At 48.9% G+C, this 18,445-nt stretch carries 15 protein-coding genes; 4 read left to right on the top strand and 11 right to left on the bottom strand.

The features are described from left to right. Positions 1 to 84: 84 nt before the first annotated feature. The 7 genes from CBE68_RS00465 to CBE68_RS00435 form a co-directional block, all read right to left on the bottom strand. Complete coding sequence (locus CBE68_RS00465) at positions 85 to 1,959, bottom strand: permease (protein WP_087504101.1); 1,875 nt, start codon at positions 1,957 to 1,959, stop codon at positions 85 to 87. Between the two features lie 96 nt (positions 1,960 to 2,055). Then, positions 2,056 to 3,444, bottom strand: a complete 1,389-nt coding sequence (gene hemN, locus CBE68_RS00460) for an oxygen-independent coproporphyrinogen III oxidase (RefSeq protein ID WP_087504100.1) — start codon at positions 3,442 to 3,444, stop codon at positions 2,056 to 2,058. A gap of 62 nt (positions 3,445 to 3,506) precedes the next feature. After that, positions 3,507 to 3,986 (bottom strand): DUF2489 domain-containing protein, encoded by a 480-nt coding sequence (locus CBE68_RS00455; RefSeq protein ID WP_087504099.1) that lies wholly within the window; start codon positions 3,984 to 3,986, stop codon positions 3,507 to 3,509. A gap of 18 nt (positions 3,987 to 4,004) precedes the next feature. Continuing rightward, complete coding sequence (locus CBE68_RS00450) at positions 4,005 to 4,514, bottom strand: GTPase-activating protein (protein ID WP_087504098.1); 510 nt, start codon at positions 4,512 to 4,514, stop codon at positions 4,005 to 4,007. 35 nt (positions 4,515 to 4,549) lie between these two features. Further along, on the bottom strand, positions 4,550 to 5,206 hold the full coding sequence (locus tag CBE68_RS00445; protein ID WP_087504097.1) for a class I SAM-dependent methyltransferase: 657 nt from the start codon (positions 5,204 to 5,206) through the stop codon (positions 4,550 to 4,552). A gap of 48 nt (positions 5,207 to 5,254) precedes the next feature. Then, on the bottom strand, positions 5,255 to 5,989 hold the full coding sequence (locus CBE68_RS00440) for a DsbA family protein (protein WP_087504096.1): 735 nt from the start codon (positions 5,987 to 5,989) through the stop codon (positions 5,255 to 5,257). After that, complete coding sequence (locus CBE68_RS00435) at positions 5,955 to 6,569, bottom strand: c-type cytochrome (protein WP_087504095.1); 615 nt, start codon at positions 6,567 to 6,569, stop codon at positions 5,955 to 5,957. The genes CBE68_RS00440 and CBE68_RS00435 overlap by 35 nt, the downstream gene beginning before the upstream one ends. A 145-nt stretch (positions 6,570 to 6,714) precedes the next feature. Between CBE68_RS00435 and yihA the strand changes: the two genes are divergently transcribed. Together yihA and gloA2 are read left to right on the top strand one after the other, a co-directional pair. Beyond that, positions 6,715 to 7,356 carry a ribosome biogenesis GTP-binding protein YihA/YsxC gene (yihA, locus tag CBE68_RS00430; RefSeq protein WP_371870463.1) on the top strand — a complete coding sequence of 214 codons (642 nt, stop codon included), beginning with the start codon at positions 6,715 to 6,717 and terminating at the stop codon, positions 7,354 to 7,356. A gap of 2 nt (positions 7,357 to 7,358) precedes the next feature. Further along, the gene (gene gloA2, locus CBE68_RS00425; protein WP_087504093.1) at positions 7,359 to 7,748 is read left to right on the top strand and encodes an SMU1112c/YaeR family gloxylase I-like metalloprotein; all 390 of its coding nucleotides are present in this window, start codon (positions 7,359 to 7,361) and stop codon (positions 7,746 to 7,748) included. 639 nt (positions 7,749 to 8,387) lie between these two features. On the opposite strand, the gene polA is transcribed toward gloA2, so the two are convergent. Both polA and purU read right to left on the bottom strand, forming a co-directional pair. Next, positions 8,388 to 11,135, bottom strand: a complete 2,748-nt coding sequence (gene polA / locus CBE68_RS00420) for a DNA polymerase I (protein WP_087504092.1) — start codon at positions 11,133 to 11,135, stop codon at positions 8,388 to 8,390. A 658-nt stretch (positions 11,136 to 11,793) separates the two neighbouring features. After that, positions 11,794 to 12,672, bottom strand: a complete 879-nt coding sequence (gene purU, locus CBE68_RS00410; RefSeq protein WP_087504090.1) for a formyltetrahydrofolate deformylase — start codon at positions 12,670 to 12,672, stop codon at positions 11,794 to 11,796. Positions 12,673 to 12,997: 325 nt separating this feature from the next. On the opposite strand from purU, the gene CBE68_RS00405 reads away from it, so the two are divergent. After that, the gene (locus CBE68_RS00405; protein ID WP_143824443.1) at positions 12,998 to 13,225 is read left to right on the top strand and encodes a hypothetical protein; all 228 of its coding nucleotides are present in this window, start codon (positions 12,998 to 13,000) and stop codon (positions 13,223 to 13,225) included. Between the two features lie 65 nt (positions 13,226 to 13,290). Here CBE68_RS00405 and tpiA read toward each other — a convergent pair whose 3' ends face one another. Beyond that, positions 13,291 to 14,046, bottom strand: a complete 756-nt coding sequence (gene tpiA / locus CBE68_RS00400) for a triose-phosphate isomerase (RefSeq protein WP_087504088.1) — start codon at positions 14,044 to 14,046, stop codon at positions 13,291 to 13,293. 238 nt (positions 14,047 to 14,284) lie between these two features. Between tpiA and CBE68_RS00395 the strand changes: the two genes are divergently transcribed. Continuing rightward, entirely contained in the window at positions 14,285 to 16,471 is a 2,187-nt protein-coding gene (locus tag CBE68_RS00395) for a cation:dicarboxylate symporter family transporter (protein WP_087504087.1), read from the top strand. On the opposite strand, the gene CBE68_RS00390 is transcribed toward CBE68_RS00395, so the two are convergent. Next, positions 16,468 to 18,405, bottom strand: a complete 1,938-nt coding sequence (locus CBE68_RS00390; protein WP_143824442.1) for a sensor domain-containing diguanylate cyclase — start codon at positions 18,403 to 18,405, stop codon at positions 16,468 to 16,470. The genes CBE68_RS00395 and CBE68_RS00390 overlap by 4 nt on opposite strands. Positions 18,406 to 18,445 lie beyond the last annotated feature (40 nt).

Raw genomic sequence — 18,445 nt, 5'->3', positions numbered from 1 at the left:
TTGACTAACTCGCGATAGTTGCTTCTAGAGTGTTTACGTCACTATAGAGCGGAGGGCTCAACCGGCCAATGATGGCCTGATAATTTAGTGATGTTTGTGGGGCTGAACACCATTGGTTGGGAGCAACTCAGCAACAAATGCGCGAGCCCCGCGGCGCAGCAGCGACAAGGTATAAAGCACAATGATGGCGGCTAAAGATGCGTACTGCCACCAATGATCGGCATGGGGGTTGCTGTCAAAGGGTAATGTGCTACTTGGCCAATATGGCATCAACAGCGTCATGGCTAGCGCAAATACGGCCATGCCTAAGGTGACTACTCGTGCTCGGTTTTTGCCGTGAAGCCTTGATAGTAGCTTCATTTGGGTGAGGTTGGTGACCGGCCCTAGCAACAATATAATCAGGGCAACTTCAGGAGCTAATCCAGCCATTAATAGTACTGCCAGCAGGGGCGTCATGCCGGTGGCACAAATGTGCAACGGTAACGACAGCAGCGCCAGTACCAATAATGTCATCAGCACAGGTAACTCATTGAGACCGGTGACTGACGGCAGCAGCGCGGCAACAATCAATCCGGTGATAACCCATGGCGCGGTGTGATCAATCAAGTGAGCGTAGCCGTGACGCACGGCCTGCTGTAACCGAGAACGCCAGTGACCAGATGGTTGTTCGCTATCGGTCTGTGACTGTTGATGATTATGGCCGCTAGTTGCTGAATGCTGCGGCTGGCGGAGCCAGTAACCAATCGCCAACGCCATCATAATGCTGAATACAAAAGTGACCGCAAGGCGCCATAATGCCCATTCTGAGCCTAACAGTCCCCATGTTAGCAACAAGGCATCGATGCCCATCAGTGGTGAAGCGATCAGGAATGCCAGCGCATAGGTTTGTCCGGCACCGCTTTGCAACAGTAAATTGTAAAGACGACTGGCATTGGGGACGCAGATGGGCAACGGCAAACCTGCGATCGCTCCTTGAATCGATTGCTTGATTGGGTGTTCGTTTGCTTCTTGCTTATGTGGCACGGCAAACGGTCGCGGCAATACGAAGTTGATGGCAGCGGCGAGCAAATAGGCCAACAGCAACCAAGGCGCAACCGCCAAGCTTAAGTCGAGCAAGCGATGCAGTACTTCGGTGTTGGAGTGTTCGGCCAACGGCTGAATCACGGTTTCGACGTGGTGATGCTCATGTTCATTATGGTGGCCGTGCTGATGCTCGATGGTACCAAGCCAGTAAGGCATCATGATCGCCAGCAAGGTCACTACGCCAACCAAACTGCCAACTCCCTGAAGCCAGTCGGTCGACGGCTCGTTGGTTGGACTGTTGCTATGATTGTGATGGTCGTGGGCGTCGTGGTTGTGATCTTCATGGTAAGGGCGATGAAAAACCACGTGCAAAATAGTGCCGACGACTAGCGCTTCAAACCAGGCTAGGCCCGGTCCATGGAGGTCGTGAAGTAACGGCTCTGCGAGTTGATGGCCTGCGACGGTAGCTATTGATATACCCGCCAATACAATCAGCGCTAATGTTGCGCCAAAGTGGGGGCGTAACAGCCACCAAATCGTCAAGCCGACAGGCAGTCGGTGGAGAATAACCCCAGCGGCGAGCAATGACTGGTGTTCACTAGAGCTCGCTTCAGCTAACGCAGCACCATCGGTCATACCATGAAAGCCAAGCCCCAGTGCGGCAAATAGCAGAGCCCCGGCATGGGCGTGGCGAGCAATGGCATGGAATGTGTGTTCAAGCAGGGTCGGGACCGCCAGTCCAAACGCTAGAAATGCGAGTGACCAAATACCGCCCACCTGAAAGATGTCTGGCAGCATATGAAACAACACGACGCCGCCGATGACAACGAAAATAAATGCATCTAATGCCCCCATCAAAGTGGGTTTGCGAGCAATCCATCGATACAGAAGCGGACCGATAAAAAGAGCAGCAATAGAAATAGTTAGATGCATCATGAGTCGTCAGATGAGCACTTAAGTTGGTGATTTGGATGACAGCCGCACTATAGCGAGGGCGACTGTCACGAGCAAGGATTTAATTGAGAATAATTCTCAAATGACTTTTGAAAAACGTTGCTGAGTTTGCTTGAGGTAGGCGTCAAATAGCATGCAAATATTGCGGATTAACAACTTACCTGCTGGCTGCACCGTAATGACCGCGCCGTCCCAAGTAATCAAACCATCCTCTGCCAACTCAGGTAAGCGAGCAATGGCATCGCTAAAATAGTCGCAGAAGTCGATATCAAATTGTTGTTCAATATCGGCGATGGAGAGCTGCATATTGCATATCAAGTCGCGGATGACACGCTGGCGAATTACATCATCGTCACTGAGTACATAGCCTTTGGTGTGAGCGTGTTGATGCTGCTCGACGGCCTGATAATAACTTTTGAGCTCGCGATGGTTTTGACTAAATGAGCGTCCTATTTGACTAATCGATGACACACCAAGCCCGAGCAGATCGCAGTTTGGGTGCGTGGTGTAGCCTTGGAAGTTGCGATGCAGCACACCTTGGCGCTGAGCCACTGCCAGCTCATCATCTGGCTTGGCAAAATGGTCCATACCAATAAACTGATAGCCCGCAGCGGTCAAGGTATCGATGGTGTGACGCAGAACCGCTAGCTTTTGATCGGCCGCTGGTAGATGCTCATCTTTGATTTTGCGTTGTGCGGCAAACCGATCAGGCAAGTGTGCGTAGTTGAACACAGAGAGGCGCTCAGGATCGAGAGCTAATACTTGCTCTAAGGTGGCGGCAAAACTCTTGACGGTTTGATGGGGCAAGCCATAAATCAAATCTAAATTGATCGAGTCAAAGCCCAAATCGCGCGCATGTTTCATCAAATTGGCGACTAACTGCTCTGATTGGATTCGATTGACGGCCAATTGAACTGTTTCGGAAAAATCTTGTACGCCAATGCTTAAACGATTAAAGCCGATGCGTTTGAGGGTATCGAGTCGTTCAAGTGGCAACTCTCTGGGATCGACTTCAATACTAATTTGGGCCGTTGGTTGTATTGCAAATGCCGCGCTCAGCATCGCCATCAAGCGCTCACTCTGACGACAATCCAGGAATGTCGGAGTGCCACCGCCCCAATGAATTTGACTCACAGGCTTGGCTTTAAATGCTGCTGGCAAACCAGCAATCTCTGCCGCCAGAGCATCAAGATAACGGTCTACCTTTTCCGGGTGGCGAGTGATGACTTTGTTACAGCCACAGTAATAGCAAAGCGTGTGGCAAAACGGTAAGTGCACATACAAGGACAGCTCATTGCGGTCGCTCTGTTGCCAGGCGCTAATGATATCGTTACGACTGACCTGTTCATGAAACGACAGCGCAGTGGGGTAGGACGTGTAACGCGGGCCACTGGTATTGTACTTTTCGAGCAATGCCGAATCCCAAATTACATCGGTTTCCGATTGCTGCTGTTGGCCTGTTTGCATGAGAGCTCCACTGCTGGCTGACTAAGTCAAAGGCGTTATGATCCTAGCCCTGCCGTGTTGAATCAAGCGATCAAGGGTAATTGTTTCTTAAGGAGTTGACTCAGATCTAGTTGTATCTGTGATTCGAACTGTTGCTCGAATTGTTCTCGCTCCTGATCGAGCTGACGAATCTCTTTTTTCGAATAACTCTTGCGAGCGCTATGGGTTGGATGGTGCTTGATCGCTTGATAAAGACCGTGGATGCCAGGAAACTGGCTGGCCAAGTCTGGACGCTCGCTGAAGTCTAAATGATCAAGTAGCACACACAAACGGATAGCTGCTTCAGAGCTGCAACATTGGCCCTGCTGAGTCGCGCGGCATATGGTATCGATGCTAAGCCAAATTTTTTCGTTCTTTTCGATGGCTCGCTGATGTTTTTGTTCTTTGATGCGTTGCTGGGCCTCTCCTTGGGCCTTCAACATCCAAAGCAGACGACCAGCGTAGAATGCCAGGCCAGCGATAATTAACGCTGCGCCCATTAGCAAGAACATATTCAACGACATTTACTACTTTCCTTTACCTTACAACCACTCGTCTTTTAACGACTTGCCTTGCTCGGACAGATCATCCCAATCTTCGTCATCGTCGCTTGGATCGAGTTGCTCTAACAGCCAGTCATAGCGTTCGAGTTTTTGGCTAAATGCTTGCTGTTGGTCTTGGGCGAGCACGCCACCTTGCTCTAAGGTGTCGAGTTGAGCCATGAACTGCGCATCCTGCTCGAAGGTTTGCAACGCCGCCAGCATGGCCTTTTCCGATTGTGGCGGCCACTCAGTCGCCGCTGATGATTTTTTCACCGGCGCAGCAGGCTTGGCAGCAGGCGTTAAAGAAATCGGCTTTTTACTGCCGGTTCGTTTGTCTCGTGCTGCTGTTGGTGATGCAGCACTTTGTTGCGCTGGACCAGAGTGGCGCGAGCCAGAGGCTTTGCCTTTACCAACCTTCTTACTGGCACTTGGGTTGACCGACTCGCCTTGGCGCTGTTTTTTCGCCGCGGCCAGTGGGCCTCCGGTACGGGTTTTCTTTTTACGGGTCATTACAAATCCTGACGATTCTGGTAATCGTTCGATAATTAGTCGTTTGGTGTTTGAAAAAGCATGACATCTGAATCAATAAATTCCAGTGTCAATTGATCGCGTTGAGCAAGGTACTCAAATGTTGACCGGCTAAAAAAGCTGACATGAGTCGGATCTAGCTTGTAGTGCCAAGTACTAAATCGCTCTTTGTTGGCAACGAGTTTGGTCATGATCGCCAACCAGCCGCCCGGTCGCACGAGTTGCAGCAGTGTTTGCCATTCTTTATGCGGGTAATGGAAGTGCTCAATGGCCTCGGTGCAAGTGACAAAGTCATACTGCTTGGCAAGTGGCGTGCGATCAGCTGCAAAAATCGGATCGTACACCGCCATGGGGTGACCTTGCTCGGTGAACATCGCCGCCAATGCTGGTCCTGGCCCACAGCCAAAATCTAACCCTTCGGCTTTGTTGGCGATGCGCGCCAATATAGGGTCCGCAGTGCGGCCCAAAAAACGCCGATAACCACTGTCATGGACGTCATTTTGATGGCAATCATAGACGGCTCGTTCTTTGCTCAAAGCAGGCAAGCTTGCTCTGGCAACGAACACTAATTGGCAGTGTTGGCATTGGTAATAGTCGCGTGTTTTGTCGCGATGATAGTGCTCAATGCGTTGCTCAAGGCACAATGGACACGTGCTGTTTTCTGCGGACGTCATAGAATGATGCGATTACTATAGTGGCGTAAGTGGCTGCAGGGAGGGCGACTATTGGACCGTCACAGGTAAAGGTTGTTCCAGTAACTCGTCATCGCTCCATTCGAAGCCTGCTTCTTCGCGATGTTGGCGCAGTACATCTAACAGGTACTTGGCGACACCGATAAACTCTTCTACCGATTGCACCATACCGGCATCAACTAAATACTGATTGCCAATCACTAAGGTTGGCACACCGCGGATGGCTAGCTGTTGTTGCAATAATAAATTGCTATCGATTTGTTCGTTCAGCAACGGCGACAATAGCTGTTGCTCCGCGCTAGTCACATCGACGCCTTGCTCAACAAACCATGTCACGACACTGTCGATATCGGTTAAGCTTTCTGGCTCGTTAACCAGTTGTTGGCTTAATCCAGCTAACAATCGTTCTGCTTGCGGTTGTTGCTGGGCGACCAAAAATGCTTTGGCGTGGAAATACCAGTGGGGCCGTAACTGTGCTGGTATTTGGCGCCATTGAAGATCGGCAGCTTCGAGTTCTGCCAATCGTTGTTCGAAAACTTGGCAACTGGCGCAGCCAAGCCAAAACCAGTAATCAACTGCAATGGCTTGCTCGGTACTGACCTGACCGTCACCGATCTGGCGATAGTGAGTACCTGCTTGGTAGGGTTCGATCGCCGATGTTGACGCGGTAAACAGCGAAACCAGCAGGAGGACTAAAGGCGACCAGAGGCCGCCTTTTGGGACTGAGCGATTAATGCAAGCCACCGAGGTATTTTGACAGCGCATCGATTTCAGCGTCCGTCAATTTAGCGGCTACATCACGCATCATGCCGTTCAAATCATTATCGCGAGAACCATCACGGAACATTTCCAATTGCTTCTTCAAGTAATCGGCATTCTGACCGGAAATTTTTGGAAAGCCTGAAAGCTCTTGACCATTACCGCGTGGGCCGTGGCACGCAACACAAGCGGCAATTTTGCGCTCAATGTCGCCACCAATGTACAGCGGTTTGGCGATTTCGATGACATTTTCTGGCGTGGTGCCGGTTTTCGCTGGCATCGCTTCATAATAGTCAGAAAGGGCGACAATCATTTCTTCACTGAGGCCCATCGCCATACCACCCATGACTGGGTCGACACGGCCTGTACCGCCAGTCATGGCCGCTTTAAATTCACGCAACTGTTTAGCAAGATACTTGCTGTTCTGTCCCGCAATATTGGGATAAATATCCATGATGGCATGGCCATTTTGGCCATGGCAGGCGCTACATGTGAGGGCTGTTTGCTCCAGCGCTGCTTGATCTACTGCCTGTACAGAGGTTGAGGCCAGTAAACCCATAACGCAAGCTAAGATGACATTTTTCATTTATTACCTGTTGTTATAGTTTGTTTCGTCTGACGCAAACGCCGCCCGTTAAAGGGACGTGATACAATTGCTACCACACAGCGCTGACTCGCGCGATATTGTACACCAAATTATCAAAAAGTAACCCAATGGCCGGAGGATGATCGTGTCAGATCAACAGCTTTTGTTCCAAAATACTCGCTTTACGACCAGTGCGCCCGATATTCGCCACATGCCAGCCGATGAAGGAATTGAAATTGCCTTTGCTGGTCGTTCCAATGCGGGCAAATCCAGCGCCTTGAATGCGTTGACCCGACAAAAGCGATTGGCGAAAACAAGTTCAACGCCCGGCAGAACGCAATTGATCAATGTCTTTAATGTGACTGATGAAGTGCGATTAATTGATTTGCCCGGTTACGGCTTTGCCAAAGTCCCGATTGCCGTTCGTAACAAATGGCAGCGTGCGTTGGGTGAATATCTGCAAAAACGACAGTGTCTTAAGGGGCTCGTGGTGTTGATGGATATTCGTCATCCACTCAAAGACCTTGACCAGCAAATGGTCGGGTGGGCGGTCGATAGTGGCTTGCAAGTGCTAGTGACCTTGACGAAGGCCGATAAGCTGAGCCAATCAGAGCGCAGTAAAATGCTTAAAAAAGTGCGAGAAGCTTGTTTGTTCTATGGCGATCAAGTTGAAGTCATTGCTTTTTCTGCATTGCGCAAATTCGGTCTCGAGCAACTTGAGTCAACGGTAAATCGTTGGTGCGTAGAACAGGCCGATGAGTCTGCTGATGCCGAGTTGGGAGAGTAGCTTTGCTACAGGGCATCCATCACGTCGCCATCATATGTAGTGATTATCAACGATCCCGAGCATTTTATGTTGAGTTGCTAGGGCTCAAGGTAGTGGCGGAAAATTATCGTGCTGAGCGTGATAGTTGGAAACTCGATTTAGCACTCAATAATGATTGCCAAATCGAGTTGTTTTCGTTTCCCCAGCCTCCGCCGAGGCCAAGCCAGCCGGAGGCTCAAGGTCTGCGGCATTTGGCATTTAGGGTGGATGATCTAGACGCTGTCATCGCTCATTTGCAGCAAGCTGATATTGCTGTCGAGCCGGTCCGAGTTGATCCCTTTACCGACAAACGATTCACGTTTTTTGCCGACCCAGACGGCTTGCCGCTAGAACTCTATGAAATTCAGCCATAAAAAAACCCCGCGTTGGCTAGACGCAGGGCTCCAATAAGGGGGGATTGGACAAAGCACTTTTTGCTTGCATAGGTTCAGACCCACCTGCCAATAAAAAGTTCAAATAAAGTTCAGAAATATTTTTTGTTGATCGTTTCGGCCGTATGCCAGCTTGCGCTAACTTACCGATTCTGCGTAGTAAAGTTACGGTAACGTCGAAAAGTAACCGTTTTCTTGAAAGGAGTTGGGAGATCAAAGCTGACGTTGATATTTACTAAGGGACGCGCAAAAAAAAACGCCTCAGCTGCGAACAGCTGAGGCGGCATATATAAGCCTATTCAATTACGTGAACTAAAAGGTCTGAAAGATAGAACATCTTACCTCTGTACCCTACGCGATTGACTATACAGACTCACTCTGGCCAGTGAAAGCAGGTTTCGTAATAAAGTTACCAAAACTGAATTTGATTTGACCTTGAACAAGAATGTCGGACAAAAAAAAGCCGATCTTCATGATCGGCTAGAAAAACACACTTTGCGAAACACAACCACTAACTGTTGTATGCAGCGTTCACACAAGCTTAGACAGGTGTTTCAGCAAAAGTTCCGAGAAAAATTCATTTCCCTAAATAAAATTTTTAATCGATTGTTTTTATTGGTTTTAATGAGCTTGCTGCCAGTTGTCCCCGGAGCCAGCCTCAACCAACAACGGCACATCTAGGGACGCAGCAGACTCCATCAGTTGGCACAATTGAGTTTTGGTTGCCTCCAATTTGCTCTCAGGTACCTCAAACACCAATTCATCGTGAACCTGCATAATCATTTTGATGTCGCTATTCTCTGGCTGTTGCAACCATTGGTAAACTTTGAGCATGGCCAGTTTGATGATATCTGCCGCTGTGCCTTGCATCGGTGCGTTGATTGCAGCGCGCTCGGCCGCTTTTTTACGAGCTGCATTGCGGGCTTTGATGTCTGGGAGATGCAAGCGACGGCCAAACAAGGTCTCAACATAGCCATCTTCGGTGGCTTGTGCGCGGGTGCGCTCCATGTAGTCAAGTACGCCGGGATAACGCTCGAAGTAGGTATCCATGTATTGCTGCGCTTGTTGGCGACCAATGTTTAGTTGGCGGGACAAACCAAACGCTGACATACCATAAATCAAACCGAAATTAATGGCTTTGGCGCTGCGCCGCTGATCCGCGCTGACAGCATCGACATCGACGCCGAAAACTTCGGCTGCTGTTGCTCGGTGAACATCTTGGCCATTGGCAAAGGCATTAAGTAAGCCTTTATCACCAGATAAGTGAGCCATGATTCGCAATTCAATCTGCGAATAGTCAGCAGCCACCATCTTGGTACCTTGCGGTGCAATAAAAGCTTGCCGCACCCGCTGCCCCTCGGCGGTTCGAATGGGAATGTTCTGAAGATTTGGATCTGACGATGACAAACGACCAGTAGCCGTCACAGCCTGATGATAAGAGGTATGCACCCTGCCTGTCGTCGGGTTAATCATGCGTGGCAGCTTATCGGTGTAAGTGCTCTTGAGTTTGCTCAGCCCCCGATGCTCTAAGATCAGCTTAGGCAATGGATAATCCAAGGCTAATTCTTGCAGCACCTCCTCGGCGGTCGATGGTGCTCCTTTGGGCGTTTTCTTCAGGATCGGCAACTTCATCTGCTCAAACAGAATGGCTTGCAGCTGCTTGGGTGATGATAAGTTGAATTCTGTTCCGGCTAACTCATAGGCTTCGGTTTGCAGTTGCTCAAGGCGCATGGCCAACTCGGTGCTTTGCTGGCTCAGCAACATGTCATCGATTAGCACGCCGTGGCGCTCTATTGCCGACAGCACCGGCACCAATGGCAACTCGATGTCCTGGTAAACCGACTGCAAGGATTGTTCTGCATCTAATTTGTCACCCAGTACCTGATTGAGTTGCAAGGTAATATCGGCGTCTTCGGCGGCATAAGGGCTTGCCTGATCGAGATGGATCTGGTTGAAGGTCAGTTGTTTGGCACCTTTACCGGCAACGTCTTCAAAGCTAATGGCATTGTGACCTAGATACTTTAACGCCAGGCTATCCATATCGTGGCGTGAGCCGACCGAACTATAGGCGTAAGATTGCAACATGGTGTCGTGCAAAGGACCAGCAAAGGCGATGCCATACTTGGCCAACACACTCATGTCATACTTTAGGTTTTGCCCTATTTTACGATGTTGTTCACTCACCAAAAGTGGCTGCAAATCAGCAAGAACCTGATCACGATTGAGTTGCTCTGGTGCATCCATGTAGTCATGGGCGAGGGGGACATAAACCGCTTGCCCGGGCTCGATAGCCAACGAAATACCAACTAACTCGGCGTCCATGTAGTCAACAGAGGTTGTTTCGGTATCAATGGCAAAGCCCGATGACGCATGCAATTTAGCTCGGTATTGTTGCCAATCTGCATCGGTCAGAATCGTTTGATACTGGCTGGTATCAATGCCTTTCGGGGCATCTTCGGGTTGCTCTGTGCTGGCGTTGGACTTCGATTGAGTGGAGTCTGCGCCTGATAATACTTCTTTTAGCCAACGACGAAATTCTAGTTGACCATACAAATCAGCCAGCTTGTCCTTATCAGCAGTTTGCACTTGCAGCTTTGCCGGAGCATGCTGTGGCTCTAACTCAACGTCTAATTTGATAGTGGCGAGCTGATAGGACAGTGGTAAGTGTTCAATTGCCGCTCGCAACTTCTCGCCGATTTTTCCTTTCACTGCATCAGCATTATCGATGACACCTTGCATCGAGCCGTAGAGATTAAGCCATTTGACCGCCGTCTTCGGTCCACAGCCGGGAACGCCAGGAATGTTGTCAACTTGGTCGCCCATTAAGGCCAGATAGTCAATGATCAGTTCAGCGCCAACACCAAATTTTTCGACTACTTCGTCAGGCCCTGTGATGGCGTTGTTCATGGTGTTAATCAGTGTGACGTCGTCGTTGACTAATTGCGCTAAATCCTTATCGCCGGTACTGATCAGGGTATGTAAGCCTGCTGCTTTGGCCTGAACCGCCAGTGTGCCAATAACATCGTCAGCCTCAACTCCAGGTATCGCTATGAGTGGCAATCCCATGGCTCGGATGACCTCGTATAAGGGCTCAACTTGGCTTCTTAAATCATCTGGCATCGGTGGTCGCTGAGCTTTGTACTCGGAGTACATTTCATCGCGGAAGGTTGGCCCCTTGGCATCAAATATCACTGCCATGTGCGATGGCTGATACTGATTGATCAGGCTGCGCAGCATATTGACGACTCCATAGACCGCCCCGGTCGCCTCGCCCTTGGAATTAGTGAGGTGTGGTGGCGCATGATAGGCGCGATAAAGGTATGAGGAACCATCAACCAAGATCAGCGGTTGCTGCGGGACATTAGTCATAGTCTTTTTGTTCGTCAGAATAGGGGGCCTAAGGATGCCACAAATTGATTTACGAACGCCAACATTGCAACTGCTCAATCGAGATTTGAGCAGGTATGGGCAAGTCGTTAGTAACGCTCGTCCTTGGTGCAATAATATTCAATCAGCATCACTGTGCTGAGAGCAATAATTGGCCGCTATTTCACTAGGGTTTTGGTTTGATTAGAGTAATTATTTTAAACGCAAAAAAGACTTGCAAAACGATGCTTTTTTGCTTGTGGGTATCTGGGGTCGACTGTGGATAACTCTGTTGAGAAATTTTAGACATGCCTTTAGAACCCCAAGGCAATAAACCGAAGAGATTTTAAGTGTTTGAATAATTGCATTTTTATGGCCTATATGAGTGTTGAAAATGATACTCAAATAAGCGACGAGGCTGTGTACAACTTTGTAGAGAGATGCGGGGAACGAACGACTGCTTCCGTGCTGCTCTTGCTTAGTCTCAAAATGCTGGTTGGGAAATATAACAGAGCAACAAATATTTTACATGGGCTATTTCAAGGGAAGATCAAAAACGTGCGCTCGCTCCAAATTGGCTAACAAATGTCCACTTTGCTTAAAAGTTGGGCACGGATTTTGTGCCCTTTTTATCTCAGCTAAGTTGTCGCCAGTTGGCAGTCTAGCTGCCGAATACGACAGTACGATTACCGTAAACTAACACTTGATGATTAAAGTGACGCCAAATCGCTCGAGACAACACTACTTTTTCTACATCGCGACCTTTTCGCACCAGATCTTCGACTTCATCAGTATGGCGAACATGCTCGACATCTTGTTCAATGATTGGACCTGCATCGAGTTCGGCGGTGACATAGTGACTGGTCGCGCCAATGATCTTAACGCCGCGCTCATAGGCTGAGTGATATGGGCGAGCACCAGGAAATGCAGGTAGGAAGCTGTGGTGAATATTAATAATTCGATTCGGGTATGACTTGATGAAGTCATCCGACAGGATCTGCATGTAGCGAGCAAGCACAACAAAATCTATTTGATATTGTTCGAGCAATTGTTGTTGTTGTTGCTCTGCGTCTGCTTTGTTGTCTTTATTAACCGGAATATGGACGTAATCAATACCTAGGCTGGTCACCGCTTGTTCCAAGTCGGGGTGATTACTGATCACCAATGGTATCTCGATGTCCCATTCATGAGATTGGTAGCGCGCAAGAATATCGAACAGGCAATGTTCGTGCTTAGACACGAATACTGCCATGCGCGGCTTACAATCGGAGAAGTAAAGCTGCCAATCCATCTGATGTGGTATTGCTAGCGCTTTGTTAAACGCATCAGCTAATGACTCCCGGGGAATGACAAAATCAGTGAGATCCCATGCCACTCGCATGAAAAAGCGCCCTTCAGCTCGATCAACGTGCTGTTCCAAGTCAACAACATTGCCACCATTGGTGTAGATAAACTGAGTGACTGTGTTAACCAATCCTTTCTGATCGGGGCAAGAAATCAGCAGTATTGCTGATACCGGCGCTTCTCCTTGTACTGCCATGTGACTTAAATCTCAGTGTTGAATAGGGCGCACAGTATTAACCACACGAAAGTTGGGATCAACTATTAACCAACTGCTAGGGCCTGTTTAACTGTCGATTAGAGCAATTATTTGTCGATTGAAACGGTCCTACTAGAAACTGCAATTGGCTGAAACCGCAAATCAATAGCTTAGCGACAACCCGCATTTGATTGCCCATTGTTAGTAAAAAAAGATCGTATCGGATATCAGGCAATTACCAATTATCTGCTGATTACCGACCAACAACTGCTGGTGAGTCAACTAAACTCAATGTTTAGTGGGATGGATGAAAGGAGAGGATCTTATGACGCGGAGTATTCGTACTCGTTTTACCGCAGCAGAGGCTTTGTATTACTTAAGAGCACGTCCTCAGTTTAGTGACATGAGTGATCAGTGCCTGAGTTCGGCCATTGAATCTTATGCGACAGGAACTAGCAAGGAGCACCTGAGCTTAATTAATCTCGGTACGATTGAGAGGGCGTTATCTGGCGATAACTTGGAACTCGAATTGGATGCAGCAAGTTCGTTATAAAGATAAACAATGCGATAAAAAAAGCAGGCCAGTGGCCTGCTTTTTTATTAGCGGCAGTGCTGTGATTAGCCTGCAGCTTTGATAATTGCGCTGAATTCTTCAACGATTAGCGCTGCACCACCAACCAATGCACCGTCAATGTCGGCTTGTGCAAACAACTCTTCAGCATTGGCTGCTTTAACACTACCGCCGTATAGGATTTGAACGCCAGCTGCCACTTCAGCAGATTTTTCAGCGATCAACTGACGAATGAAAGCGTGAACTTCCTGCGCCATTTCTTTAGTTGCAGCCTTACCGGTACCGATGGCCCAAACTGGCTCGTATGCGATCACTGCTTTTTTCAGCGTATCAACACCCAGATCTTCCAATACAGGAGTCAGTTGTGTGCGGATGACGTCGTTGGTACGACCGCTCTCGCGCTCTTCCAAAGTCTCACCAATACACAATACAGGGATTAGATCATGCTCTTGCAGCAAGGCATACTTTTGCGCGCAGCTGGCGTCAGTTTCACCGTGGTATTGGCGACGCTCGCTGTGGCCAACCAACACGTATGTGCAGCCAAACTCTTTCAACATCGTTGGTGAAGTTTCACCGGTAAACGCACCACTGGTGTGAACGTCATTGTTTTCCGCTCCCCAAGCGATCGCTGTATCGGTCAGCTTGCGGGCTACTTGGTCAATGAAAATGTCTGGTGCACAAACAGCAACATCAGCACTGTCTTTGACGGACTCTGCGGCTGGAAGAATACCGCTCAGCAATGCTTCTACTGATTCTTTGGTACCGTTGAGTTTCCAGTTACCCATCACTAAAGGGCGTGGCATAAGCAAATCTCCTGAATTGGATTCTTGTGGGTTCTTTTTTGGGGTTTGAATTTAAGTGGCACAAAGGATAGACGTGGTGCCGCCCCGGAGCAACCCAAAAGCTTAGCAGAGCCAAGCTGGTTTGACATGTATCAATCCAGTTATCGCGCGATTCAGTGAATAAACCGTCGGACAACGGAAATAGCGTGCCTGATTGCTGTATTATTAGTGGCAGTTTGTTTTTATCGTTTAGTTTGGCATGCGTTCTCGAATATTTAATCTATCGTCGTCTCAGTGGATCCTCATTGGTCTGGTGACCGGTCTTATCGTTGGCCTATTTTTTGGCGAAAAAGTTGGTTGGATGAACGTCATCGGGGAAGCCGTCATCATGCTGATGCAGATGACTATTATCCCCTACATTCTGGTCTCGTTGATCGGCGGCTTTGGTTCGTTGACCAAAGAACATGCCAAACTGCTGGCCAATAAAGCGGGCATCGTGTTGCTGCTGTTGTGGGCCATGGCGTTGTTAACCATATTTGCGATGTCAATGGCATTTCCGGCAATCGCCAAAGCATCATTTTTCTCGACCTCAGTCATTACCTCTTCTCCGCCGCCTGACTTACTCAATATTTATATTCCTGCCAACCCTTTCAAGTCACTTGCTGACGGTTCGATTCCGGCAGTGGTAGTGTTCGCCATTGCGCTCGGAGTGGCCTTTATCCGTACCGAAGATAAAGCAGACGTATTGAACCTGTTTAAAGTGACTGGTAAGGGCCTGAATATCGTCACTAGCTACGCATTAAAGACGATGCCGGTCGGCATTTTTGCTATCACCGCATCGGCTGCTGGCACCATGACGGTGACCGAGCTCAACAACCTTCAAGTGTTTCTCCTTAGCTTCATTGCCGTTGGCTTGTTGTTGGCGTACATCATCTTACCCGCACTCATTGCCTGCTTGACCCCATTTACCTGGCGTGAAGTTGAGCAAGTCAGTCGCGATGCGCTGGTCACCGCGTTTGTTACGGCCAATGTATTGATTGTTTTGCCGGTGATTGAGCAAGGCTGTAAAGAGCTCTACAAGAAGCATCAGCTGGAGAATCAGCAGACCGATCAAATGGTCGATGTACTGATTCCGATTGCCTTCAGCTTCCCGAATGCCGGAAAGTTGATGGTGATTTTGTTTGTGGTGTTCTCCGGTTGGTTTGTTGGCTCACCGATTAATGCCTTGGATATGCCGCAATTGGGCGTTACTGGATTGCTGAGTTTGTTTGGTGCGGTCAATGTGGCAGTGCCATTCTTATTGGATTTGATGTTGCTCCCGGCTGACATGTATCAGTTGTTTTTGGTTGGTACTGTGGTGACGTCGCGAATGATGTCGATTGTTGCGGTGATGCATTTAGTCGCATTCGTGCTGTTGTCGCTGTGCCTGATTCAGCGGCAATGGAAGCCTTTGGGGGGAGGAGCCTTGCGCTTTGCCATCATTGCAGTGATAGGTGCCGGGGTGTTTATTTTATCGATGAGAGGCGTCTCTACCTGGTTGTTGAATGTTGATCAGGTCACCAATCCGTTGATTGAGATGAAGCGTGTTGGGCGTGTTCCTGAGCAAGTTTATGCCGATTTGCCGAAGAGCTATGAAGGCGGTCAGTACTCGCTGACTAACGTCGAGCAGATCAAGCGCCGTGGCGTTCTTCGTATTGGTTATTTGCCGGGCAAAGTACCGTTTTCTTACTTTAATCGCAGTGGTGAATTGGTTGGCATTGATATCAATATTGCCCGTCAATTAGCCTACGATCTGGGCGTCGAAGTAGAGTTTATTCCTTATCACGGCGATCGCCTGAAAGTACCTCTGGCGCAAGGGTTCTTTGATATCGCCGTATCGGGGATTGAAATGGATGCTGAAACAATTGAGCAGATGCGTTTTAGTCCGCCGATCTTAACGTTGAATTTAGCTCTGGTGGTCAAGGATCATGATCGTCATGCCTATGATCGGCTGGCAAAAGAAGCCAGAGTTCGGCAAGTGACACTGGCTGTCGCTCAGCATAAGCGTTTGGTTCGGCGTCTGCGGGATGAGTTTCCCCATGTCAATTTCGTTGAAATTGAACACGAACGCGACTTCTTCACTGGCAAGAGCGAAGCCGACGGGTTGGTCATTAGTGCTGAAGAGGGTTACGCGTGGACCCTGTTTTTCCCTAGCTACAACGTGGTGGTGTCGAAAACCGACCCGCGCCAGTACCCTGTTGGTTTTGCCGTCGCCAGACAAAACGAAGATCTCCATCAATACTTAACTAGTTGGGTGCAAATCCAAAAAGTGAATGGTTACTTTGACCAAGAATATCGTTTTTGGATCCTTGGAGAAGGTGCCGAGCCGGACACGCCTCGCTGGTCGATTTGGCGAGACGTGCTGCACTGGGATGATGACCCCGCCGCTATCCAGAAACAGGATTAATGGCGTTCGGTCTGTATTGATGTTTGTGGCCGGTGGCGGCTTTGCTCAAGCAATTGTTGCGCTTTGGCCAGAATCGATAGCAGGCTTTCGTGGCTTTCCAAACTGGCGGCGGTGACCGCGAAATGAGTGAGCACCGATGCACTGCTGCCATCAATCTCAATACTCAAATATAGCTCGCTGCGGAGCCGGCGAGCATGGTTGATTGCATGTTCGATATCGGCATTTGGCATCAGTAATATGAACTGTGCCGTTGCTGGGTAAGCGAGAATTGCATTCTCAGGCATTAACGCCTGACAACAATTGGCGCACTGCAGAATCAATTGTTCGGCTTTGCTGATGCCATGGCGCTCGATCAGCTGCGGGTACTGGCCTATTTCAAATTGAATAACGGAAAGCGGTTGCTGCTGCTCTTTGGCATATTGCAGCGCTTTTTCGCCTTGGCTTAGGAGGCCGCGTCGATTGAGTAAATGGGTCAGTTCATCGGTGCTTACCTGTTGCTCAAGGCGAGCCCGGTGGCTTTGTTCCGACGATAACTTTTGCTGGCCGCGGATCAGGTTACGGGCCTGCTCGTTTAGAATCTCGACCATTGAACCAATACTATTTCCAAGTTCGTCTAGTTCGTCGATACCAGATTCATTGGGAGCGATGAATGGGTTGCCTTTACTGGCTTGACGACTGCTTTGTTGCAGCTCTTGAATTGGCGCCGAGATACGCTGAGATAACTTGCCAGACTGATATTTCACCAAGATATAAAACAGCAGGTAGAAAAGGATCATCAAGCCAATGGCTATGATTCCCAATTCAATTGCAAGTTGATCCAGCTCGTTGATGCGCAACACCACTTGGTCGGCGTTGGTAATGCTATATAAGCGCCAGTTGGTTTCGGTGATCTGTTGGCTTGCGATGAGAAATATTTCGTCGTTGTGTTCAACATAACGGGTGTGTTCATTGTGCTCGAACATACCGCTGATACTTTGCCGAAATGCCGAATAGGGCAGCTGCTGAATTAAGTACTCATCTGGCTTTTCGTGGGTTTGAGTCACCACTTTATCGTAGTCATGGTGAGTCAGCTCACGCAAGTTGAGCAATTGTTGAATGCCGGATGACATGGCAATAATGCGGCCGCCTTCGTCCACCAAAAATGATTCGCCAGCAAAGGGCAGTACCAATTGCTCAATTTCACTGATCATGGAGTCAAGCGTAATGTCGAGGCCACTGACACCTTCAAGGCGGTCTTGATGATAGATAGGTGCAATTGCCGATACCATCCAGCCCTGCCCCGCGGGATCTAGATAAGCCGGTGTCCAGACCATTTGACGCTCAGGGTTGTGTTGATAATCGGCCAAATAATAAAAATTGTAATTAGGGATATGCATGTCCGCAGGGAACTGCAGATGGACATCCTCAATAAACGGATAATAGCGGTTAATGTTGTCGAAACTGTTAAAGTACGCCGCGTCGACTAACTCAATTTGGTCTACGGCAGCAATAAATAACGGGTCAAAATTTTCCGTCGACATTGCTTTGCGCTGAGTTTCTGAGTTGCTGGCAAATTGTCTCGATACAAAGACACTGGCGCCGCCATTGTCGACACGCTTGCGCCACACGCCATTATCTTCCAAGACAAATTCAGCGGCACCATTGGGAAAGTAATTTTGACTGGCAGGGCTAGCAAAGCTTCGCTGTTGCTCCGCTTGAATCAGCTCCAACATCAGCCTGACTTCATTGAAGCGGTGGTTGAGATCTTGAGCCCGCATGGCGAGGTGTTCGTAGACATTTTGCGAGCGCTCAAACAGCAGATCTTGGCGGGATTCGTCCGTGATGAGCTGATTAACGATGAAGTACATCGCCAGCAGTGCAAGCTCCAGAGTGAGCACTGGAATTAAAAACAGCTTCCTAAAGTGACTAGTAATCAGCGAATTAAGTGGGATCACGCGCAACCATTCCCTAGTTGATGTTGATAAAACAGCGGTA

Origin of the sequence: Neiella marina (assembly GCF_002165625.1) — a bacterium.
Lineage (GTDB): Bacteria > Pseudomonadota > Gammaproteobacteria > Enterobacterales > Neiellaceae > Neiella > Neiella marina.
The sequence above is the reverse complement of the archived record's forward strand: the minus strand, read 5'-3'. Positions and strand labels throughout refer to the sequence as shown.